Origin of the sequence: Brenneria roseae subsp. americana, from assembly GCF_003115815.1 — a bacterium.
GTDB classification, from domain to species: domain Bacteria; phylum Pseudomonadota; class Gammaproteobacteria; order Enterobacterales; family Enterobacteriaceae; genus Brenneria; species Brenneria roseae.
The window spans coordinates 17,927-38,921 of record NZ_QDKJ01000003.1 but is presented as its reverse complement, the minus strand read 5'-3'; the positions used below and the strand labels follow the sequence as shown (position 1 = coordinate 38,921).

The following is a 20,995-nucleotide window of genomic DNA, read 5'->3' as shown; positions in this document are numbered from 1 at the left end:
CCGGCGTGAGACAGCCGATAACCGGTGTGATATTGTTGATTTTTATGGCGCGGGTTCACCGTGCTAATCCGTGCCCCCTTTAAAGCCGGGGAATAATTCATCCGGTCAATGGAGAAATTGATATGAAACAACACCAATACCGCATTACCATTGAGCATCTTGCTGATAAAAATGGCGTTCCTCCCGTTGAAGACAAGCAACTTCAATTCGAGGTGGGGAATCATGATGATATCTTCGCTATTGTGGAACGAATGCGCCAACGCAGCGATTTTGACGAAGCCGCGGCAACGGCGTTTGCTGTTGGATTGAAACTGTTTGGCGAGGTTATGATGACCCATCGCAATCATCCATTATTTGCCGAATTCTCCCCGCATTTTCGTGATTTCATGCAGGCCCTTAAAAAATAATACGCCGCTAAGGACCTCTGAATCTCTACAATTATTGCCGTTTAACCCTGCTGAAAAATTGGCGATTTCAAATAGATATCCAGCCTTCTTCTCTATCAGCGATCATACTTACACCGGTAGATAGATCAAAAGAGGAGCAAAAATGGGCTTTCTTGGCTGGACTGCCGTAACCGGTGGTTTATTACTGCTGATGTCGCTGGCGTCGGGTTGGATCAAGCGTGGTCCGATAACGGTGTTTGCGATTTACCTGGCGGCGGGGGTGTTATGCGGGCCGTGGGTGTTAAATCTGCTGCGAGTGGATATTGCCGCTCATGCGGAGCTGACAAAAAATATCACTGAAATCGCCATGGCCGCGTCGTTGTTTATTACCGGTCTCAAGCTGAGGCTGCCGCTAAAAAGCCAGGGGTGGCGCATCGGTCTGCGGCTCGCGTTTCCCGGCATGCTGTTGACGGTAGCGGGCGCGGCCCTTGCGGTGCACTATTTTGCCGGGCTCTCCTGGCCGATCTCACTGGCGTTTGGCGCGATTGTGGCGCCTACCGACCCGGTACTGGCCAGCTTAATCTCGGTTAACGATGCCAGCGATAATGATAACCTGCGCGTCTCGCTTTCCAGCGAGGCGGGAATGAATGACGGCAGCGCTCTGCCGTTGCTGATGCTGGCGGTCATGCTGCTGACCACGCCGGGCGGCGTATCGCTGGCTGCGTTCGGCCAGTGGGCGCTGGTGGACGTGCTGTGGGCCATTACCGCCGGGGTGGGAATCGGTTTTGCCATGGGCCGCTTTGTCGGCCAGTACGCCACACATTTGCGCCATACCCATCAGGACGTTGCGCCGAACGATTTTCTGGCGCTGGCGCTGATTGCCCTGAGCTATGCCGCCGCACAGGCGCTGGATGCGTCAGGATTTCTTGCGGCTTTTGCCGCCGGCGTCGGACTGCGCCGGGCAGAAATGCGCGTCGTCAATCGTCAGCCTGCCGATGAATTTTCCGACAGCGATAACCGCCCTCCCGCAGAGGTGATGGTCAATCCCCATATTCGTCACGAACCGGGCGAAACCAATCCCACCAGTTCGGTTGGGTTGGTGGTGGGGGATGCCCTGTCGTTCGGCGATATGGTGGAAAGACTGTTTGCCGCGGGGATCATTATCGTGCTGGGCATCACGCTGGCTCAACACTGGGAGCCGGCCGGTCTGCTGATGGCCGCTTTGCTGTTTCTGATCATCCGGCCGCTGTCGGTATGGATTGCCACTATCGGTATGCAGGCGCCGCGTGCGCAGCGGCTGGTTCTGGGATGGCTGGGAATTCGGGGGATCGGCAGCATTAACTACATTGCCTGGGCCTATACCCACGGACTGGCCGGTGACGAGGTAACAAGAATGGCCGATATGGCCTTTACGCTGATCGTCGCCAGCGTGGTGGTGCATGGCATGTCGGTGACGCCGTTGCTCAACTGGCGGCAGAGCAAAATCGCCGCCCGGAAGCGCGATAAAGACTGATCGGCAACGATCCGCTGCATTTTCCCTTCGTCTCCTTCATCAAACAACAGCCTCACCGCCGGGCAGGCGTAGGCGTTATGGCCAGAGTGGATTGAATGACGGCGTGGCTCAAAGCAGGCTGATAATCCACATCCACAGCGGGAGAGTGACCATCGACAGCAGCGTAGAAAGGCAAATAGCCGAGCTGGCGACCTGGCTGTTTTCCAGCGAGCGCGCAAAGCCCAGCACGTTGACGCCGGAGGGGTTGGCGGCCATCAGCACCAGTACACTGCGCGGCATGCCGCTGATGTTCAGCAGCATGCAGGTCAGCAGCACCAGCAAGGGCATGGCGGCCAGCTTGGCGACCGTGATGCCGACCACAAGCGCGCTGGGACGCAGCCGATAGCCGGAGAGATTGGCGCCGAGCACGATAAGCGCGCAGGGCAGCGCCGCCTGAGCCAGCCAGGTCGCCAGTTTCATGCTCCAGCCCGGCAGCGTCAGATTCGACAGATTGACCGCCGTTCCCAACAGCAGACCGACGATCATCGGATTGGCGAGGCTAGCGACCAGAATGCCGGGTTTGAACGGTTCGCTGCCAGCGAAGCTGTCGTAGAAGCTTTGAGCGCTGAACAGCAGCAGGCTGTGCACGGCGAGTACGGTGAACAGCAGTATCAGGCCATCGTTGCCGAACAGCCCCGCCACCATCGCCAGACCGATCAGGGCGTTGTTGGCGAAGGATGCGGTCAGGCCGAACGGGGTGGGATATCCCAGACGGCGATGGGCGAACAGGTTGACCGCGGCGAAAATGAATAACGCCGGAACGAAATACGCGGCCAGGATCTTGATGTTCAGGCCGTCATGCAGCGGCGCGTTGATCATCCCGGTGAACAGCACCATCGGCATGAATAGTTTGAAGGCAAGGCCGCCCAGCGCCTTGTTGGCGTGGGGATCAAGCGCGCCACGGCGGGCCAGAACATAGCCCAGCATGATTAGCAGGAAGACAGGCAGGATCGTTTGTGGAATGGCCACGGCGGTAGACTCCTCAATAAGTGGGCAAATCATATTATTACCGGGTCATTTCCCTGCTGTCAGCGCAACATTCGGCTTGTTTATGTCATTGGCATACTAATTGCTATGGTCATATAACCTATTGTTAAGCGTTCGGCGCTAGGCGGACGCCATCAATTTCACCGAGGTATGTCGAATGCAGTCGCTCAATCTGCGTCAGATCGAAGTCTTTCGGGCGGTTATGATCACCGGTTCGATCAACGGTGCCGCGCAACTTCTGTATGTTTCTCAGCCGGCTGTCAGCCGGATGCTCTCCCACACCGAGGCGCGTATAGGCTTTCAACTGTTCGAACGGGTTAAGGGGCGATTGTATCCTTCGCCGGAGGCGAGATGTCTCTTCACTGATGTTGAATCAGTCTATCGTGATATTCAGCGGGTCAACACCACTTTGCACAATCTGGTTCAGCAGCGTCATGGCGTGCTGCGCATCGCCAGTAGCCCCAGTCTGGGGCATCAGCTGGTGCCAGATGCCATCGCTGCTTTCCGACGGTGCAACGAAGACATCCTCGTCAGCCTGGAATGTCTGCGCCATTCCTTGTTGCGCGATCGTCTGCTCGACCGGCAGGCCGACTTCGGGATTTCCCTGTTTCCTATCGATCACCCCAATCTGCGCGCCATCCCTCTAAGCTACATCCGGGTGCTGGTGGTATGTCCGGAGGATCACCCGCTGACCCGCATTTCGGCAAACGAGCTGCCCGAGGCGCTGGCGGATACCGCGTTCATCGGCTATGCCTCGGATACCCCGTTTCACAGTTTTATGAATCAGGCTTTCGAGCGCGTGGGCCTGCCATATCGGCCCAGCATTGATGTCGATTCTCCCCACCACGCCTGCGCGCTGGTTAAAAACGGCACCGGGTTTTCCGTCGTCGATGAAGTTTCCTACCGGGCGTCGGGTTCGGAGCGTATGGCGGTGCTGCCGATCCTCAACGAAGAACGCCTGACCATCAGCCTTGTGCACCTGCGGCGTGAACCTCTGGCGCAATTTGCGCAGGTGTTCGTCGAACATCTGCGCAGCACGCTGAAGGACGGCGGCTTTCACCTGTTCAATCTGGATTAACATCAGGTTAATCCAGACCGACATATTGGCATACGACATATAAGGTCGAACCTTCCACAATGAACCCTACGCACTGCAAAGGTTTGCCGACACCGAGTCGGTCTTGTGGAGGATATGGCATGCGCGAAATCGTTATCGGCGGCGCCCAACTGGGGGCGATCCAAAAAAGCGACTCAAGAGAAAGTGTGGTCCAGCGCATGCTGGCGTTACTGGAACAGGCCCGGCGGCAGGCGTGTGAACTCGTCGTATTTCCCGAACTGGCCCTGACCACCTTCTTTCCGCGCTGGTATATGGAAGATCAGCGGGAAGTCGATAGCTGGTTCGAGCGTGAAATGCCGAATGACGTGACGCGTCCGCTGTTCGATTTTTCCCGCGAACACGGCATCGCCATTACGTTCGGTTACGCCGAACTGACCCCCGACGGCCACCATTACAACACCTCGATCCTGACCGATCGTCAAGGCAATATCGTCGGCAAGTACCGCAAGGTGCACCTGCCGGGGCATGTCGAGTTCGATATCCATCGGGACTTTCAACATCTGGAAAAACGCTATTTCGAACCGGGCGACCTCGGTTTTCCGACCTGGGAAACCCAGGGCACCGTGATGGGCATGTGCATCTGCAATGACCGCCGCTGGCCGGAGACTTATCGCGTCATGGGATTGCAGGGGGTGGAACTGATCACGCTGGGATACAACACGCCGTCGGTGAACGCGCAGAATCGCGGCGAAGGCGAAGCGCAGCGGCTGTTCCATTCCGAACTGTGCATGCAGGCCGGCGCGTACCAGAATGCCACCTGGGTGGTCGGCGTCGCGAAGGCCGGGGTCGAAGACGGCTTTCCGCTGATGGGCGGCAGCGTGATCGTCGATCCCAACGGTTTTGTGGTCGCCAGAGCCAAGGGGCAGGAGGATGAGCTGATTGTCCATCGCTGCGATATGGATCTGAGCCATTTCGGCAAGAGCACCATCTTCGATTTCGCGCGTCACCGACGTATCGAACATTACGGCATCATCACCCGCCAGACCGGCGTTAAACGTCCCTGATCCGGAGGGAGAGCATGAGCTGGCCGTGGTTGCCTGAAGGTTATGGCTCGGGCGCCCGGCGTTGTCTCATGGCGTAGCACCACACAGCAAGTCCCGACACCACACATTGCTATTTTGAAGGAGTGTTGAGAATGAAAAAATATCCATCCCGTTCCCTGATCGCCTGTCTGCTGTTGCCGTTCAGCCTGAGCGCTGCCCTGTACGCCACATCCGCGTCAGCCGCGGAGAAAACCCTGCATGCGGTGATGTCCTCATCCCTGCGTGTGCTCGATCCGATCGCGACCACCGCGCAGATCACCCGCAATCACGGCTACATGATTTACGATACCCTGATCGGCATGGACGAGAATTTTGTGCCCAAGCCGCAAATGGCCGACTGGACCGTTTCGCCAGACGGCCTGACCTACACTTTTACGCTGCGTGACGGCCTGCTCTGGCATGACGGCAAGCCCGTCACCGCCGCGGACTGCGTCGCCTCCCTCAATCGCTGGGCGCGGTATGACGTCGGCGGGCAGTTGATGATGAAGTACACCGCCAGCATTACCGCCACCGACGACAAAACCATCACCCTGACGCTGGCCAAACCTTTTGGCTACGTTCTGCAACTGTTGGCTAAGCCTTCGTCCGTGGCGGCATTCATGATGCCGGAGCGGGTAGCCAACACGCCTGACGGTAAAATGATTACCGACTACACCGGTTCCGGCCCGTATAAATTTGTCGCCGGCGAGTTCGATCCCGGCAATCTCGTGGTCTACGAGAAATTCCAGCAATACGTACCGCGCCAGGAGCCGGCGAGCGGCACCGCGGGCGGCAAAGTGGTCAACGTCGATCGCGTGGAATGGATCAACATGCCGGACCGTATGACGGCAATCAACGCGCTGTCCTCCGGCGATATCGATTTCATCGAACAGTTGCCGATCGATTTGCTGCCGATGGTGCAGGCCAATCCTGACCTCAAGTCCGGGATACTAAGCAAATTGGGCGCGATGACCGGTGGGCGGATGAACTTCCTTTATCCGCCATTCGATAATCCGGACATCCGCCGCGCCGCACTGCTGGCGATGAACCAGAAAGACGTGCTCGACGCATTGGTGGGCAATCCGGAGTACTTCAAGCAGTGCGCCTCGGTGTTCGGCTGCGGCACGGTTCTGGAAACGGAAGCGGGCGGCGAGTCGCTGCTCAACGGCGGCGATCTGGACGCGGCCAAAGCGCTGTTGAAGAAGGCCGGCTATGACGGCACGCCGGTGGTGATCATGCAGCCGACCGACGTGCCGAGTCAGGCGCCGCAGCCGGTGGTGGTGGCGCAGGCTCTGCGCAACGCGGGCTTCAAGGTCGATCTGCAACCGATGGACTGGCAGACGCTGGTGTCGCGCCGGGCCAATCAGAACCCGCCGTCGCAGGGCGGCTGGAACCTGTTCTTCACCTACTGGAATGCGGAAACCATCTGGAACCCGGTGGTCAATCCGATGCTCGACGGCGGGGGACAGAAAGGCGCCTGGTTTGGCTGGCCGACCGATCCGAAGATGAACGAACTGCGGGTGGATTTCGCTACTGCAACCGACCCGGCCAAACAGAAAGCGATTGCGGAGGAGATCCAGAAACGCGCGATGGATCAGGTCAGCTATATTCCGCTGGGCCAGTTCTACGATGTGGCGGTCTGGAGCAGCCGTATCAGTCACCTGATGACCGGACCATCCACGGTGTTCTGGAACGTCGAGAAAAGCGACTGATTACTGTGTGATGAATGTCTGCGGAGGTTCCTAATGCTTGGTTACTTCATTCGCCGCGTGCTGGCGGCGATCCCGGTGATGCTGGTGGTGGCGCTGTTTGTCTTTCTGTTACTGCGGCTGTCACCGGGCGACCCGGCGGCGATTATCGCCGGCGACATGGCGACTCCGCAGCAACTGGAGGCGATTCGCGAAAGTCTGGGCCTGAACCAGCCGCTGTATCAGCAGTTTTTCGTGTGGATCTCGCAGCTGTTGCAAGGGGACTTCAGCACGTCCCTGATGGCCAACACGCCGGTGCTGACCATGATTGGTCAGCGTCTGGAGCCGACCCTGAGTCTGGCGCTGGTGGCGATTGCCTTCACCATTCTGATTTCCGTGCCGCTGGGCGTGCTGGCGGCCTGGAAGCACGGCAGTTGGATCGACAACCTGGTGATGTCTTTGTCGGTGCTGGGTTTCTCAGTGCCGGTGTTCGTGATCGGCTATGTGCTGATCACCGTGTTTTCCCTCGAACTGCGATGGTTGCCGGTACAGGGATTTAGCAGCATCACTAACGGCGTGTGGCCGTTCGCCCAGCGCATCGTGCTGCCGGCATTGACGCTATCGTCGGTGTATATCGCGCTGGTGGCCCGAATGACCCGCGCCAGCGTGATCGAAGTGCTGGGGGAAGATTACATCCGTACCGCCCGCGCCAAGGGGCTGGCAGAGATTCACGTACTGTTCCGGCACGCGCTGCGCAATGCGATGATCCCGATTCTGACGGTGATCGGCACCGGTTTCGCGCTGATGATTTCCGGGGTCGTGGTGACTGAAAGCGTGTTTAACATTCCCGGGTTGGGACGCCTGATTGTGGACGCCGTGCTGGCCAGGGACTACCCGGTGATTCAGGGGATGATCCTGCTGACCAGCGGGGTGTATGTCATCATTAATTTGCTGATCGATTTGTCGTATGCGATTAGCGATCCGCGTATTCGTTACTGAGGGCATGGGCATGAGTAAACCGGTTTCTCTGACCTTGCCAGCGCCCCGGCGCCGTCGAATCGTACTGGCGCGCGTGCCGCTGACGGCGGTCGTCTCGCTGATCGTACTGGCGCTGATCGTGGCCATGGCGATTTTCGCGCCCTGGATCGCCAATCACGATCCGGTGGCGCTGTCTCCGGCGTTTCGTCTGAAACCGCCCAGCGCCGAATTTTGGCTCGGCACCGACGCTTACGGGCGCGATCTGTTTTCGCGCATCGTCTACGGCGCGCGTATCTCGCTGATTGTGGGGCTGGGGGTGACGGTGATGAGCGTGCTTATCGGCCTGCCGCTGGGTTTGCTGGCGGGCTATTTCCGGGGTATCGATGCATTGCTGATGCGGGTGATGGACGGCCTGATGGCGATCCCCGGCATCCTGCTGGCGATCGCCATCGTTTCGCTGAGCAGCGCCGGCATCTGGACCGTCATGGTCGCCATCATGGTGCCGGAGATCCCGCAGGTGGTGCGCCTGGTGCGCTCTCGGGTACTGTCGGCCCGCGAAGAGCCGTTTGTGGAGGCCGCGGTGCTGATGGGCACCTCCAGCTTCAGGGTTCTCACCCGGCACCTGATGCCCAATACGCTGGCGCCGCTGATTGTGCAGAGCACCTATATCTGCGCATCGGCGATTCTGACCGAAGCGATTTTGTCGTTTCTCGGCGCCGGCATCGGCACGGAAATTCCGACCTGGGGCAACATCATCGCCGAGGGGCGCGTGTACTTCCAGCTTAAGCCTTCGCTGGTGCTGTGGGCGGGGCTGGCTCTGTCGCTGTGTATTTTGTCGATCAATCTGTTGGGCGACGCGGTGAGCGATGCGCTTGACCCGCGCCTGAAGAAAAGGGGGGCCGCATGAGCGAACGCCAGAACGACATCCTGTGCGTGGACCGCTTATGCGTGAACACCGCACAAGGCGTGCCGATCCTGCGGGATATCTCATTCGAGATCCATGCCGGGGAGACGGTATGCCTGGTGGGCGAGAGCGGCTCGGGTAAGTCGGTCACGTCGCTGACTACCCTCGGTCTGCTGCCGAAAGATGCGCTCGCTGCGGTGAGCGGACGCATCCTGCTGGACGGAGAAGATGTCCTACAGGTCAGCAACGGGCGGCTCAAGGCGTTGCGCGGCAGCCGCATGGCAATGATCTTCCAGGAGCCCATGACGGCTCTCAACCCGGTGCTTACGGTAGGGCGGCAAATTGACGAAGTGCTGCAAACCCATACCGAACTGAGCGCCCCGGCGCGCCGTGAGCGGGTGATGAATGCGTTGGCGCAGGTGCATCTGCCGGATATCGAACGCGTTCATGACGCCTACCCGCATCAGCTCAGCGGCGGTCAGCGCCAGCGCATCATGATCGCGATGGCGCTGGTGCTTGAACCTCGCCTGCTGATCGCCGATGAACCGACCACGGCGCTCGACGTGACGACTCAGCAACAGATCCTCAAACTGATCCGCGAACTCCAGCAAAAGCACGGCACTGCCGTGCTGTTCATCACCCACGACATGGGGGTGGTGGTGGACATCGCCGACCGCGTTTGCGTGATGCGTCAGGGACACATTGTTGAATCCGGCACTGTGCAGCAGGTGCTGTCTCAGCCGCGGGAGGATTACACCAAGGCGCTGCTGGCCGCGGTTCCCAGTCTCGCGCCCAGAATAGCGCGTCGTGAGGCGGCCAGCGCGCAGGTGGTGCTCGATGTCGTTGAGCTGGGCAAAACCTATCCGGCCTCCGGTGGCGCATGGCTCGGATTCCGCAAACGACGTGAGGGCACGCGTGCGGTACATGACGTGACCTTCATGCTCAAACGCGGCCGAACGCTGGGTATCGTCGGTGAAAGCGGTTCCGGCAAGTCAACGTTGGCCCGCTGCGTGATGCGTTTGCTGACGCCGACCGATGGTGCGGTGCGGATTACCGGCAAGGATATTTCCGAACTGACGACGGCCGGGCTAAAACCCCACCGCAAACGCATCCAGATGATCTTTCAGGACCCCAACCGGTCGCTCAATCCGCGAATGACTATTGGCAAGAGCCTAGTGGAAGGCCCCATGAACTACGGCGTGTCGCTCGCTCAGGCCTGGGCCCGCGGTCAGGAACTGCTGGAACTGGTCGGGCTGCCGGCTGACGCCATCGACCGTTATCCGCATCAGTTTTCCGGCGGGCAGCGGCAACGTATTGCGATTGCCCGCGCGTTGGCGATGGAGCCGGACGTGATCGTCGCCGACGAAGCCGTGTCGGCGCTTGATGTCTCGGTGCAGGCGCAGGTGCTGCAACTGCTGGACGATATTCAACAGCGCATGCAGGTCGCCATTTTATTCATTACCCACGATCTGCGGGTAGCGGCGCAGGTCTGCGACGACGTGCTGGTGATGCAGCACGGTCAGGTTATTGAGTATGGTCCGGCGGGCGATGTGCTGGCTAATCCACAACAGCCTTACACTCAACAATTGATGGACGCGGTTCCCGGCAAGGGCTGGGACTTCACCGCGGGCCGGAGGATGTGATTATGGCATTTGACCTACTGTTTCGCGGCGTCACCGTGGTCGATGGCACCGGCGCCGAGCCGTATACCGCCGACGTCGCGATCGTCGGCGAGCGGATTGCCGCTATCGGCAGTCTCTCCGGGCACACGGCGCGGCGGGTTATTGCGGGTGCCGGGCGTTGTCTGATGCCGGGCTTTATTGACGTACATACTCACGACGACACCAATGTTATTGGTACTCCGGACATGCTGGCCAAGATTTCTCAGGGCGTGACCACGGTGATCGTCGGCAACTGCGGGATCAGCGCCGCGCCGGTGACCCTGACGGGCGCGCCGCCGGATCCGATGAACCTGTTGGGCGGTCAGGATGCCTTTATTTATCCGACCTTCGGGGAGTATGCCGACGCGGTTGAGCGCGCCTGCCCGAGCGTCAACGTCGCGGCGCTGATCGGCCACACGGCGCTGCGGGCCAACGTGATGACGCAATTCGATCGTCCGGCGACGGCGCAGGAGCTGGAACAGATGTGCGAAACGCTGGAAGGCGCACTTAACGCCGGCGCTATCGGCCTTAGCTCCGGGCTGGCCTACACCAACGCCAAACAGGCCCCGGCGGAGGAAATGCAGCGTCTGGTGGACATCGTCGGCGCTCATGGCGCGCTGTATACCACGCACATGCGCAACGAACATGACGGCCTGCTGGATTCGCTGCAAGAGTCGTTCAGTACGGCTCGTCGCGCCGGCGCGGACCTGGTGATCTCTCATCTCAAGTGCGCTGGCGCGGGCAACTGGGGACGTGCGCCGCTGGCGCTGGCCGCGCTGGAAAAAGCCGCCCGCGAGCAGCCGTGCAACTGCGATTGCTATCCCTATGCGGCCAGTTCGACGACGCTGGACGCCTGGCGCGTCGATGGCAAGATGGAAATCTTTATTACCTGGTCCGATCCGCATCCGGAAATGGCCAGACAGACATTGAAAGAAATTGCCGAACAGTGGGGCGTCGATCAATGGCAGGCCACCGAGCGCCTGCGTCCGGCCGGGGCGATCTACCACATGATGAGCGAAGACGATGTGCGCAAGATTTTGGCGCATCCGCTCTCGATGGTGGGTTCCGACGGTTTACCCAACGATCCCAATCCTCACCCGCGGCTCTGGGGCACTTTCCCGCGCGTGCTGGCTCACTACTGCCGCGATTTGCAACTGTTCGATCTGGCCGAGGCGGTGCGCAAGATGACGGGGCTGTCGGCCGCACGTTTTCGTTTGCAGGATCGGGGCGTGGTGCGCGAAGGGGCGTTCGCCGATGTGAATCTGATCGACATGACGAAGATTCAGGACGTTGCCACCTACAGCGATCCCTGCCGGCAAGCGCCGGGCATTGATCTGGTGGTGGTCAACGGCGTGGTGAGTTACGAAGACGGGCGCGTGCCAGGACGTCAGGGACGTTTGCTGAAGCGCCAGCCCGCCTCTGGCGCGGTGTAAGGCCGCGGGAAATCACTAACGAGCCGCCCGCGTCAGAATCTGCACGGCCGGCTGGCGCTGAAGCCAACGAATGCGTATCACCATCATGATCGCGGCGGCGGTTAATCCAATAATAAATCCACACCAGAAACCAGCGGGCCCCATACGGGGAACCACATGGTCAGTTAACGCCAGCAGATAGCCGCTCGGCAACCCCAGCACCCAATAGGCGGTAAAGGTAATATAAAAGATTGACCGGGTATCTTTATATCCGCGTAACACGCCGCTGCCGATAACCTGTATGGCGTCAGAGATTTGATAGATTGCCGCCAGCAACATCAGGTATGACGCCATGGCGACGACGTCGGGGTCCTGATTGTAGAGCAGGGCGATAGGTTCACGTAGCAGCGTGGTGAATATTGCCGTGCAGGAAGCCATGACCACGCCTGTCATGAGCCCGGTATGTGCTGCGATACGGGCGAGTTCGGTGGAACCTTCTCCTAGTCTATGGCCGACGCGAATTGTTGTGGCGACGCCAATAGATAAAGGAAGAACGAACATCAATGAGCTGAAGTTCAGCGCGATCTGGTGGCCGGCGACATCCACGACCCCTAGCGGAAGCACCAGCAGTGCAACCACGGCAAAGAGCGTGACTTCAAAGAGCATCGCCAGCGCAATGGGCAAACCGAGGGAGAACAGCCGTTGCAGCGCCCGCCAGTCTGGTCTGAATCGCGATTGTTGCAGCTTAATATCGCGTAACCAGGCAGCTTGCCGGGTATAAGCCATCATCAACAGCATCATGATCCAATAGACTGACGCCGTGGCCACCCCGCAGCCAACGCCACCCAATTCAGGCATGCCGAATTTACCGTGGATAAAAATGTAGTTGATGGGAATGTTGATTAAAAGTCCGATAAAACCAATGACCATACCCGGTTTGGTTTTTGATAATCCTTCGCACTGGCTGCGTAGAACCTGATAGAACAGGTAGCCCGGCACTCCCCACAACAGCGCGTGCAGGTAACCGATCGCTTTTTCCGCCAGTTCCGGCGATCCGTCATTCATCAGGTTAATGGCATATTCGCCTTGATACAGCACCACCATGATAAGCAATGAAATGAGCAGCGCCAGAAAGAAAGACTGTTGAACCTGATGCGCAATGCGCTCCCTGCGGCCAGACCCATTCAACTGCGCAACAACCGGCGTCAGGGCCAGTAATAATCCATGACCGAAAAGAATGGCGGGCAGCCAGATGGAAGTACCGACGGCAACGGCAGCCATATCCGTAGCGCTGTAGGAACCCGCCATAATGGTATCAACCACACCCATGGATGTCTGAGACACTTGCGCAATAATGACAGGAATCGCGAGCGCCAATAAATTGCGCGCCTCTGACAGATACTTCTGCACGGACACCTTCCTCGAATCGACTAACAGATAGCGGGATAATTAAACGTGGATGAACATAATCATGTCGCTGACAGGACAAGGGCGTTATTGTAACGACTTGTCAAAAGTAAACCAGAGTGGAAAGAGGTAAATTCACAAATGCATAATGATCCTCAATATGTCCACTAATTATTGGGGATGAGGTTTGGTTTTCATCTGAATATCATGCACACTGCTCGACAGGCATTGATACGTTCCATATTTTAAACTACAGGTGTGCTGGTGTTTCTTTCCCGCTACTGTTCGGTATTTTATTTACATCATTTTTTAAGAGGCAAGCCGTATGTTTACCGGTATTGTTCAAGGCACCGCGCCGGTGGTGTCCATTGATGAAAAATCAAATTTTCGTACGCACGTGATCAAACTCCCTCCTGAACTGCTGCCGGGGCTGGTGCCGGGAGCCTCCGTGGCGCACAACGGTTGCTGCCTGACGGTGACAGCGGTAAAGGGGGATTGCGCCAGTTTCGATTTAATGAAAGAAACATTGCGATTGACCAACCTCGGCGAAGTGAAGGAAGGTGACCGCGTCAACGTTGAACGGGCAGCCAAAGTGGGAGATGAAATCGGCGGTCATGTCATGTCTGGCCATATTATCTGCACAGCGGAAGTGGTGAAAATTCTGGTATCGGAAAATAACCACCAGATTTGGTTCCGCCTGGCCGACGAAGCGTTGATGAAATATGTGCTGCACAAAGGTTTTATCGGTATCGATGGAATCAGCCTGACGATTGGTGAAGTCACCCGCAGCCGTTTCTGCGTGCATTTGATTCCGGAAACGCTCAACCGTACCACGCTGGGGCAGAAGCGTCTGGGACATCGCGTGAACATTGAAATTGATCCGCAAACTCAGGCTGTGGTGGATACCGTAGAACGCGTATTAGCCAGCCAGCAGAAGAACGAACCCGTTAGTGAAGAATAACAAGTCGCTTCGCGGAGCAAGCCGTTCGGGAATCGTTTCCCGGCGGCTTGCTTTCAGCAGATTTTGACTAGCGCGGAACGCGTAACCCGCCTTCAATGCCGCTCGGACTGAAAAGCACCTGCCAGAGTTGGATATTCCGCGCACGGAAGGCGCCGGCGCAGGCATTCAGATAGTAACCGAACATACGACGGAAGCGGGCGGAATAGCGTTCGGAAAGCTGAGGCCAGCTTTGCTGAAAACGCTCATGCCAGGCCATTAATGTACGGTCATAATCCGCGCCGAAGTTGTGCCAGTCTTCCATCACCATGTAAGGTTCGCTGGCCTGGGCAATATGACGCACAGAAGGCAGACAGCCATTGGGGAAAATATATTTATCCGTCCAGGGATCGAGCTGTGAGTCGGTTTGATTCGCGCCGATAGTGTGTAACAGAAACAGACCGTCAGGTTTAAGATTCTGGCTGATGACGCGGAAATAGGCGTCGTAGTTACGCGGACCGACATGCTCAAACATACCGACGGAAACTACCCGATCGAACTCACCGGCAAGGTCGCGATAATCCTGCAACAGAATGGTGACGTCCAGATCCTGGCAGCGCTGCTGCGCCAGTTTCTGCTGTTCGCGAGAAATCGTCACGCCGCATACGGATACGCCATAACGGCGTGCGGCAAACTCCGCTAACCCGCCCCAGCCGCAGCCGATATCCAGCAGTGTCATTCCCGGTCTGAGCTGTAGCTTCTCACAGATCATCTCCAGTTTGTCTTCCTGCGCCTGCTCCAGCGTTTCGGCTTTTTTCCAGTAAGCGCAGGAATACTGCATGTAGGGATCGAGCATCAGTGAAAACAGGTCGTTTCCCAAATCATAATGTTCTTTGCCGACAATCCACGCCCGCCTTTTCGATTGCAGGTTCATCAGGCGGGATACGGCAATGCGCAGGATATCTTTCAGATGGCGCGGCAGCTTCTCATCCAGTCTGGCGTGCAAAACGCGGTGGAAAAACATATCCAGCCGTTCACACTCCCACCAGCCATCCATATAACTTTCACCCAGTCCTAATGAGCCTTCACGCAATACGCGTTTAAAGAAATCCGGGTTTTTCACGGCGATATCAAACGGACGGGAACCATTAATTTTGATATCGGCCATACTCAGCATTTCATGCACAATATGGAACCAGGACAGGTTATGGCTATCCAGTTCCTCTATATACGATGAACTCATAACTTCTCCCTACCTTGCTGTTAATCATGCGCAGCAAGGAAAACATAGACAATTTTTACCCGTAGTCGATATCGGTGGAATTTTCCCATCGTCTAGTCTCTGAATGGTCAGAGGAAAATGCAGAAGAAAAGCAAAAGCCGGTACGCAAAAAATACGTAGGGGCACTCATCCTTAAGGTCAATCCGTGCCGTCCGCTGGTACGCAAAATTTAAGGATAGTGAAGAAAAACAAAAAATTCAGTTTATGTAATAACCGCATTTAGTTTATGACTGCTTCAGCCGGGGGACAAGTATAAATTGGCTGAAGCAGTATCAGAGAGCACGCGATAGCCGCGTGGCATAAGAAAGTCGTCTGTTATCAGGAATAGCGGCGATAATCGCGGAAAGGACCATCCGCCACGGAACGGCGTTCAATCAGCGTCGGGTAGACTTCGATAACCTGCGCATCTTCGCGTTTGCTGGTGATACGGTCCAGCAACATAGCGAACGCGGATTGTCCCAGACGTTCTTTGGGCTGATGAATGGTGGTGAGCGCCGGAGTGAAAAAGCGGGCATGGCGGACGTTATCGTAGCCAATGACTGAAATATCCTGTGGAACACGCAGTCCCAACTCATCGGCCGCACAAATCGCGCCCATCGCCATGATATCGCCGCCGCAGAAAACGGCGGTTGGTCGGTGTTTCTGTGACAGAATCTGGTGCATGGCCTTATAGCCGGATTCCGGCTCGAAATCGCCTTGTACGATCCACTCATCGCGTACTTTGATGTCCGCTTCGTTCAAGGCTTTCAAAAAGCCCAGGTAGCGGCCGCTCCCGGTGTTACGTTCCTGAATGCCGGGAATCGCACCAATATCCCGGTGACCGCGTTCGATCAGATACCGGCCTGCCATATAGCCGCCTTCAAAGGCGTTATCGATAATGGTATCGGTAAAATCGCTGTGCGCCTGTCCCCAGTCCATGACCACCATCGGAATGCTGCGGTAGTCTTTCAACATGGCGAGTAAGTCTGGCGGATACTCCGCACACATGACCAGTAAGCCGTCCACGCGTTTTTGAGCCAGCATGGAAAGGTAGGCTCGCTGTTTGTCGATGTTGTTGTGCGAGTTACATAAGATCAGCGTGTAGCCTTTCGCGTAGCAGCTGTTTTCAACGGCTTCGATAATCTCGGCAAAGTAGGGTGCTTCACTTGATGTTGCCAACAGCCCGATGGATTTGGTGTGGTTGACTTTTAGACTGCGGGCGACGGCGCTGGGTGAATAATGTAACTCTTTAATCGCCGCCCTCACGGCAGCTTTGGTCTCTTCGGCGACGAAACGTGTTTTATTAATCACGTGCGATACGGTTGTGGTCGAAACGCCAGCACGTTTTGCCACATCTTTGATCGTTGCCATCTAAAAATGACTCCTGGACTTACCTGTTACAGTCGTAAGTATATTGTTAATCGTTTGCCTGCGCGTAAAGTTCTTCTCCCTGGCGAAAAAACAGGATGTCAGAAGGAGAATGCCGAATGTTATACCTGAGGGGACAAGGTTGACGTTTTTCGACCAGGACGCAGCGCTATCATAAACAGCGGATTTTGTCCGATTTGCCACGAAAGTGGAAGCGGTAATTTATACTATTAGTGCGGCATTGGTACGAGATTTTTCATTTAAATTATGGAAGAATCAAAACAACCATATAATTTGTAGTTTTAAACCACCGTCCGGTTTTGAATCCCAAATGATGGTCGCGCATTTATTCTCATAATTTGGTGCCATACAAAAGGAGAGACTTATGGATACAGACCTGAAGATGTCATTACTGACAACGGCTGGCGCGCTGGCGATGATTATCGTATTCAGTTTTGTCGCGGTACTGAACTGATTGGCGCCCGGCCTCCCGTTTGTTTAGTCAATCCATCCGTTCAGACCGGTTATTGCACTTAAACCGTGTCTGAACGGGTGACAGTCCGGGGTACGGTATTTGCTCCGGGGGCGAGTTAAAAAGGCGTAAAACTAGCGAATCGTTTGTGGCGTAACAACTCTGCGCGCGCCGACGTAGTGATCCTGCCAATAATCTTCACTTAGCTTACTGATGCGTATATCCGATCCTGTACGTGGCGACTGAATGAATTTGCCATTCCCCAGATAAACTCCAACGTGATCCGCAGCACCGCGATTATTGATACGGAAGAAAACCAAATCGCCGCTTTCCAGTTCGTTTTTCTTGATAGGGGCGGCATCCCGCAAGTGGTACATTTCGTTAGCGGTGCGGGGAATCTGAATTTTAACTACGTCTTTATAGGCGTAATAGACCAGTCCACTACAGTCAAAACCGGTAAAAGGAGAGGTGCCTCCCCAGTGATACGGTTTTCCTACCTGACTCATCAACTTATTCATCGCGGTTAATTTGGCATGCTGGTAACGTTTTTTATGGGTGGCGCTCAAGGCCAGTCCTTTATCCAGCTTCTCTTTTTTACCCGTTTCCGCTTTGTCTTTCAGACCTGATTTACGTTTGGAATGGGTGGAAGCCAGTTTCACCTTACTGTCGGTGTTTGACTTTTTGCGCTCTTTTTTGACCGGCGCCGGCGTGGCATTTTGGGTTTTTGACGAGGATTTTTCCGATAAATGCTTTGCCGTGCTCGTTGTTGTCTGGGGGGTAGCGTTTCCGGTATTGGCGGCATCCGGCTTTTTGCTTTTTATTGGCGTTGGTGCTTTTTTGTCGCTTTTCGTCGGCTTGCTTTTCTTGTGGTCGCCTTCAATGACACGCGTCATGCTGGTTTTACGCGGCGCTGAATCGGGGGCATTGGGAGTAGCCTGAGCCAGGTTCAGGAATAGATTACTGAAGAACAATATAAAAAGCGTAATAAATAAGCGCATGATAAAAATGACCGAATATAATCCTTAAATCGCTCAATCAACCCGCACAGTATTCCCGAAAACGGCAGGATAAAAAAGTGGGAATGACTGCTTTATTCATACAGAATAGTGAAAAAACGTTAACAATTGTTTTTTCGGTGGATTTATCATCGTTTTCTGCTTCAGATTTCATCAGCGCGATGTATCTCTGCGAGCCTCGCAATCAATGACAGCCGTGTCGGTTGCCTCAATTCTGACCAGGGCGGATCTGGTATTTGGCGATTCAGACTGAAGCCTGAAATCTGCTGAGTCGTGCGGCGAAAATAAAACCCTACAAAAAATGGCGTTTTTTTGTGGCTATGGCCCTCGGTACAATATAATTGAGTAGATAGCGCTGTAATGGCACATCTGACAGAAGCTCGTGGTTAATGCATATGATGTTAGCCATCCTATAAGGTTTAAGGAAGCAAGAGAATGACGACGACAACAATTGAAAAAATTCAGCGTCAGATCGCTGAAAACCCGATTCTACTGTATATGAAAGGTTCACCTAAGTTGCCGAGCTGCGGCTTCTCCGCTCAGGCAGTACAGGCGTTGTCAGCTTGTGGCGAACGTTTTGCCTATGTCGATATTTTACAGAATCCGGATATTCGCGCTGAGTTGCCCAACTACGCCAACTGGCCGACTTTTCCGCAACTGTGGGTTGATGGTGAACTGGTCGGCGGTTGCGACATCGTGATTGAAATGTATCAGCGCGGCGAGTTACAGCAGCTGATTAAAGAAACCGCTGAAAAACACAAGTCCCAACCGGAAGATCAGGCATAATTAAACTACCACGGGTGCATCACGCACCCGTTACTTTTTATGGCGGGCGTCCTGCTCGCCACCCTTCGGGGCGTCGCCAGCGACGTTGAAAAATGCGCCTGCGTTTTTTGCTTAACTTGCCTCAGACTCGGTTTCTGACGAGTCCTCATTCAGAGCAACAGGCCATCCTCCCAGACGTTTCCAGCGATTCACCAACTCGCAAAACAGCAGTGCGGTCTGATTGGTATCATAGAGCGCTGAATGGGCCTGGCTTGAGTCAAACGCGATACCGGCGGTAAGACAGGCTTTCGCCAGGACCGTCTGTCCCAGCACCAATCCGCTCAGTGCCGCGGTATCAAAGGTGGCGAAAGGGTGGAAAGGGTTGCGCTTCAGGCTACAGCGCTCGGCCGCGGCCATCATAAAACTATGATCGAATGTTGCATTGTGTGCGACGATAATCGCCCGGTTACAGCCTTGATCTTTTATCCCTTTACGGACCATTTTGAAAATTTCATGCAAAGCTTCATATTCGCTGACCGCACCGCGTAAGGGGTTGGAGGGATCGATGCCATTAAAAGCCAGCGCGGCGGGTTCCAGAATAGCGCCTTCAAAAGGTTCTACATGGAAATGCAACGTTTCATCCGGCTGTAACCAACCATCCGTGTCCATTTTTAATGTTACCGCAGCGATTTCCAGTAATGCATCGGTTTTAGCATTAAATCCGGCAGTTTCAACATCAATCACTACCGGATAAAACCCACGGAAACGACCGTTCAGGGCGTTCAGGTCATTTTTATCAGCCATTAGTCTCTTATCTTTAGCAAAATGCAGCGCGCATTATGGCAAATTTTGGCGAGAGATGCAGTATACCCTGCTTATTTGACGCGGCAACGGCGGGTAATATGCGGCAAGGAAGGCAGGTGTCAGTCGGACACCTGCGGTTATCTTCGTGGGTTAGCGACCAATGCCCTGACCGGAGTGGGAATTTTCAATCAGTTCGATTTTGTAGCCATCCGGATCTTCAACAAAGGCAATAATCGTGGTGCCGCCTTTTACCGGACCTGCTTCACGGGTGACATTGCCGCCAGCCTGACGAATGCGCTCGCACGTTGCGGCGACATCATCGACGCCGAGTGCAACGTGACCAAAGGCACTCCCCAGATCGTAGCTATCAACGCCCCAATTGTAGGTTAATTCAATGACCGCCCCTTCGCTTTCTTCGGTATAACCGACAAAAGCCAGCGTATATTTGTATTCGGTATTTTCACTGGTGCGCAGCAGGCGCATACCCAGAACCTTGGTGTAAAAATCGATAGAGCGTTGTAAATCGCCAACACGCAGCATGGTATGAAGTAAGCGCATAATTTCCTCGATTGGCTACTGTAGTTAACCGCAACATGGCGGATAGGAAAGTCGACAGAAAGGAAGTATAGCGTTGCCGGTATGCTGAGTCCAAATCATTGGCAGGAAAGGTATCGGCAGTTGATACCGGGCCATTTCAGACTTCATGGCGCAGACCAGGCGTGGGATATTCAACCGGCCATACAACGGGTTTTATGCCGTTATTGAGTAGCCGAACGCGTTAAAAAGGGGAGAACAAACGATGGGAAAGGGCGTTCAGGCGCTATCGCCGTGAAGAAAAATCGTCAGAAATAACAATGCTTACCTAATTATTTTTATGGTTACCGATAGTGGGGACTTGCCAGAGGGAGAGAACAAGGCTTCAATAAATAGAGTTGTAGAAGGAGGTTCGGTGCCAGAGCAACTTGAACTTTTTGTCGTCCCCAATCCTTGTCGTGGCGTTTGTCAGTCTGATGAGCGCGGGTATTGTCGCGGTTGCTTTCGTAGCCGCAACGAACGGTTTAGCTGGGGCCAAATGAGTGATGTGCAAAAACAGGACGTGTTGCGTCTTTGCCGGCAGAGAATGAAACGTCTGCAACGTACAGAGAAAGTTGTATTACCAGTAGAACCGCAGCAGCAATCTTTATTTTAAATTGCCAGCTAACGTTCACTTAATAAAATAAGTTCGAGATCATTTTTAAAAAGCTTTTGTTTGGTAGTA

The 20,995-nt window shown here is 55.4% G+C and carries 20 protein-coding genes; 13 read left to right on the top strand and 7 right to left on the bottom strand.

All coding sequences use genetic code 11. The features are described 5' to 3' along the window. The first annotated feature begins 122 nt into the window (after nt 1-122). Nucleotides 123-407, top strand: coding sequence for a DUF3861 domain-containing protein (locus tag B4923_RS04100; protein WP_109053106.1), 285 nt, complete (start codon nt 123-125; stop codon nt 405-407). Nucleotides 408-549: 142 nt separating this feature from the next. Continuing rightward, nucleotides 550-1,899, top strand: a complete 1,350-nt coding sequence (locus B4923_RS04095; protein ID WP_109053105.1) for a cation:proton antiporter — start codon at nt 550-552, stop codon at nt 1,897-1,899. Nucleotides 1,900-2,007: 108 nt separating this feature from the next. Here the strand turns inward: B4923_RS04095 and B4923_RS04090 are convergent, their stop codons facing one another. Next, the gene (locus B4923_RS04090; RefSeq protein ID WP_109053104.1) at nt 2,008-2,907 is read right to left on the bottom strand and encodes an AEC family transporter; all 900 of its coding nucleotides are present in this window, start codon (nt 2,905-2,907) and stop codon (nt 2,008-2,010) included. 175 nt (nt 2,908-3,082) lie between these two features. On the opposite strand from B4923_RS04090, the gene B4923_RS04085 reads away from it, so the two are divergent. From B4923_RS04085 to B4923_RS04055, 7 genes are all read left to right on the top strand, one after another. Continuing rightward, on the top strand, nt 3,083-4,003 hold the full coding sequence (locus B4923_RS04085) for a LysR family transcriptional regulator (RefSeq protein ID WP_109053103.1): 921 nt from the start codon (nt 3,083-3,085) through the stop codon (nt 4,001-4,003). Nucleotides 4,004-4,122: 119 nt separating this feature from the next. Next, on the top strand, nt 4,123-5,046 hold the full coding sequence (locus B4923_RS04080) for an N-carbamoyl-D-amino-acid hydrolase (RefSeq protein WP_109053102.1): 924 nt from the start codon (nt 4,123-4,125) through the stop codon (nt 5,044-5,046). A gap of 131 nt (nt 5,047-5,177) precedes the next feature. Further along, a complete protein-coding gene (locus tag B4923_RS04075; protein WP_109053101.1) occupies nt 5,178-6,776 on the top strand; it encodes an ABC transporter substrate-binding protein in 1,599 nt (532 codons plus the stop codon). A 33-nt stretch (nt 6,777-6,809) separates the two neighbouring features. After that, nucleotides 6,810-7,751 (top strand): ABC transporter permease, encoded by a 942-nt coding sequence (locus B4923_RS04070; protein WP_109053100.1) that lies wholly within the window; start codon nt 6,810-6,812, stop codon nt 7,749-7,751. Nucleotides 7,752-7,761: 10 nt separating this feature from the next. Beyond that, nucleotides 7,762-8,637, top strand: a complete 876-nt coding sequence (locus B4923_RS04065; protein WP_109053099.1) for an ABC transporter permease — start codon at nt 7,762-7,764, stop codon at nt 8,635-8,637. Then, nucleotides 8,634-10,277 carry an ABC transporter ATP-binding protein gene (locus B4923_RS04060; RefSeq protein WP_109053098.1) on the top strand — a complete coding sequence of 548 codons (1,644 nt, stop codon included), beginning with the start codon at nt 8,634-8,636 and terminating at the stop codon, nt 10,275-10,277. Before B4923_RS04065 ends, B4923_RS04060 begins: the two co-directional genes overlap by 4 nt. 2 nt (nt 10,278-10,279) lie before the next feature. Beyond that, complete coding sequence (locus tag B4923_RS04055; RefSeq protein ID WP_109053097.1) at nt 10,280-11,728, top strand: N-acyl-D-amino-acid deacylase family protein; 1,449 nt, start codon at nt 10,280-10,282, stop codon at nt 11,726-11,728. Nucleotides 11,729-11,743: 15 nt separating this feature from the next. Here the strand turns inward: B4923_RS04055 and B4923_RS04050 are convergent, their stop codons facing one another. Continuing rightward, on the bottom strand, nt 11,744-13,117 hold the full coding sequence (locus B4923_RS04050) for an MATE family efflux transporter (RefSeq protein ID WP_109053096.1): 1,374 nt from the start codon (nt 13,115-13,117) through the stop codon (nt 11,744-11,746). A 322-nt stretch (nt 13,118-13,439) separates the two neighbouring features. Between B4923_RS04050 and B4923_RS04045 the strand changes: the two genes are divergently transcribed. After that, nucleotides 13,440-14,075 (top strand): riboflavin synthase subunit alpha, encoded by a 636-nt coding sequence (locus tag B4923_RS04045; RefSeq protein WP_109053095.1) that lies wholly within the window; start codon nt 13,440-13,442, stop codon nt 14,073-14,075. Between the two features lie 67 nt (nt 14,076-14,142). Here B4923_RS04045 and cfa read toward each other — a convergent pair whose 3' ends face one another. Beyond that, nucleotides 14,143-15,294 (bottom strand): cyclopropane fatty acyl phospholipid synthase, encoded by a 1,152-nt coding sequence (cfa, locus tag B4923_RS04040; RefSeq protein WP_109053094.1) that lies wholly within the window; start codon nt 15,292-15,294, stop codon nt 14,143-14,145. A 357-nt stretch (nt 15,295-15,651) separates the two neighbouring features. Next, complete coding sequence (gene purR / locus B4923_RS04035) at nt 15,652-16,683, bottom strand: HTH-type transcriptional repressor PurR (RefSeq protein WP_109053093.1); 1,032 nt, start codon at nt 16,681-16,683, stop codon at nt 15,652-15,654. 382 nt (nt 16,684-17,065) lie between these two features. Here purR and cydH point away from each other — a divergent pair, with 382 nt between their 5' ends. After that, nucleotides 17,066-17,155 (top strand): cytochrome bd-I oxidase subunit CydH, encoded by a 90-nt coding sequence (cydH, locus tag B4923_RS04030; RefSeq protein ID WP_109053092.1) that lies wholly within the window; start codon nt 17,066-17,068, stop codon nt 17,153-17,155. Nucleotides 17,156-17,286: 131 nt separating this feature from the next. On the opposite strand, the gene B4923_RS04025 is transcribed toward cydH, so the two are convergent. Further along, complete coding sequence (locus tag B4923_RS04025) at nt 17,287-18,150, bottom strand: C40 family peptidase (protein WP_109053091.1); 864 nt, start codon at nt 18,148-18,150, stop codon at nt 17,287-17,289. A 453-nt stretch (nt 18,151-18,603) separates the two neighbouring features. Here B4923_RS04025 and B4923_RS04020 point away from each other — a divergent pair, with 453 nt between their 5' ends. After that, nucleotides 18,604-18,954, top strand: a complete 351-nt coding sequence (locus B4923_RS04020) for a Grx4 family monothiol glutaredoxin (RefSeq protein ID WP_109053090.1) — start codon at nt 18,604-18,606, stop codon at nt 18,952-18,954. Nucleotides 18,955-19,065: 111 nt separating this feature from the next. Here the strand turns inward: B4923_RS04020 and rnt are convergent, their stop codons facing one another. Continuing rightward, nucleotides 19,066-19,737, bottom strand: coding sequence for a ribonuclease T (gene rnt, locus B4923_RS04015; protein ID WP_109053089.1), 672 nt, complete (start codon nt 19,735-19,737; stop codon nt 19,066-19,068). Between the two features lie 150 nt (nt 19,738-19,887). Beyond that, complete coding sequence (gene gloA / locus B4923_RS04010) at nt 19,888-20,295, bottom strand: lactoylglutathione lyase (RefSeq protein WP_109053088.1); 408 nt, start codon at nt 20,293-20,295, stop codon at nt 19,888-19,890. A 391-nt stretch (nt 20,296-20,686) separates the two neighbouring features. On the opposite strand from gloA, the gene B4923_RS04005 reads away from it, so the two are divergent. Further along, entirely contained in the window at nt 20,687-20,926 is a 240-nt protein-coding gene (locus tag B4923_RS04005) for a DUF1289 domain-containing protein (protein WP_109053087.1), read from the top strand. Nucleotides 20,927-20,995: the final 69 nt, after the last annotated feature.

What these genes read in the sequence shown, in the direction of transcription:
- rnt (WP_109053089.1), bottom strand. Translation starts at nt 19,737, where the DNA reads ATGGCTGATAAAAATGACCTGAACGCCCTGAACGGTCGTTTCCGTGGG.
- B4923_RS04075 (WP_109053101.1), top strand. Translation starts at nt 5,178, where the DNA reads ATGAAAAAATATCCATCCCGTTCCCTGATCGCCTGTCTGCTGTTGCCG.
- B4923_RS04045 (WP_109053095.1), top strand. Translation starts at nt 13,440, where the DNA reads ATGTTTACCGGTATTGTTCAAGGCACCGCGCCGGTGGTGTCCATTGAT.
- gloA (WP_109053088.1), bottom strand. Translation starts at nt 20,295, where the DNA reads ATGCGCTTACTTCATACCATGCTGCGTGTTGGCGATTTACAACGCTCT.
- cfa (WP_109053094.1), bottom strand. Translation starts at nt 15,294, where the DNA reads ATGAGTTCATCGTATATAGAGGAACTGGATAGCCATAACCTGTCCTGG.
- B4923_RS04080 (WP_109053102.1), top strand. Translation starts at nt 4,123, where the DNA reads ATGCGCGAAATCGTTATCGGCGGCGCCCAACTGGGGGCGATCCAAAAA.
- purR (WP_109053093.1), bottom strand. Translation starts at nt 16,683, where the DNA reads ATGGCAACGATCAAAGATGTGGCAAAACGTGCTGGCGTTTCGACCACA.
- B4923_RS04060 (WP_109053098.1), top strand. Translation starts at nt 8,634, where the DNA reads ATGAGCGAACGCCAGAACGACATCCTGTGCGTGGACCGCTTATGCGTG.
- B4923_RS04055 (WP_109053097.1), top strand. Translation starts at nt 10,280, where the DNA reads ATGGCATTTGACCTACTGTTTCGCGGCGTCACCGTGGTCGATGGCACC.
- B4923_RS04065 (WP_109053099.1), top strand. Translation starts at nt 7,762, where the DNA reads ATGAGTAAACCGGTTTCTCTGACCTTGCCAGCGCCCCGGCGCCGTCGA.
- B4923_RS04100 (WP_109053106.1), top strand. Translation starts at nt 123, where the DNA reads ATGAAACAACACCAATACCGCATTACCATTGAGCATCTTGCTGATAAA.
- B4923_RS04020 (WP_109053090.1), top strand. Translation starts at nt 18,604, where the DNA reads ATGACGACGACAACAATTGAAAAAATTCAGCGTCAGATCGCTGAAAAC.
- B4923_RS04095 (WP_109053105.1), top strand. Translation starts at nt 550, where the DNA reads ATGGGCTTTCTTGGCTGGACTGCCGTAACCGGTGGTTTATTACTGCTG.
- B4923_RS04070 (WP_109053100.1), top strand. Translation starts at nt 6,810, where the DNA reads ATGCTTGGTTACTTCATTCGCCGCGTGCTGGCGGCGATCCCGGTGATG.
- B4923_RS04025 (WP_109053091.1), bottom strand. Translation starts at nt 18,150, where the DNA reads ATGCGCTTATTTATTACGCTTTTTATATTGTTCTTCAGTAATCTATTC.
- B4923_RS04085 (WP_109053103.1), top strand. Translation starts at nt 3,083, where the DNA reads ATGCAGTCGCTCAATCTGCGTCAGATCGAAGTCTTTCGGGCGGTTATG.
- cydH (WP_109053092.1), top strand. Translation starts at nt 17,066, where the DNA reads ATGGATACAGACCTGAAGATGTCATTACTGACAACGGCTGGCGCGCTG.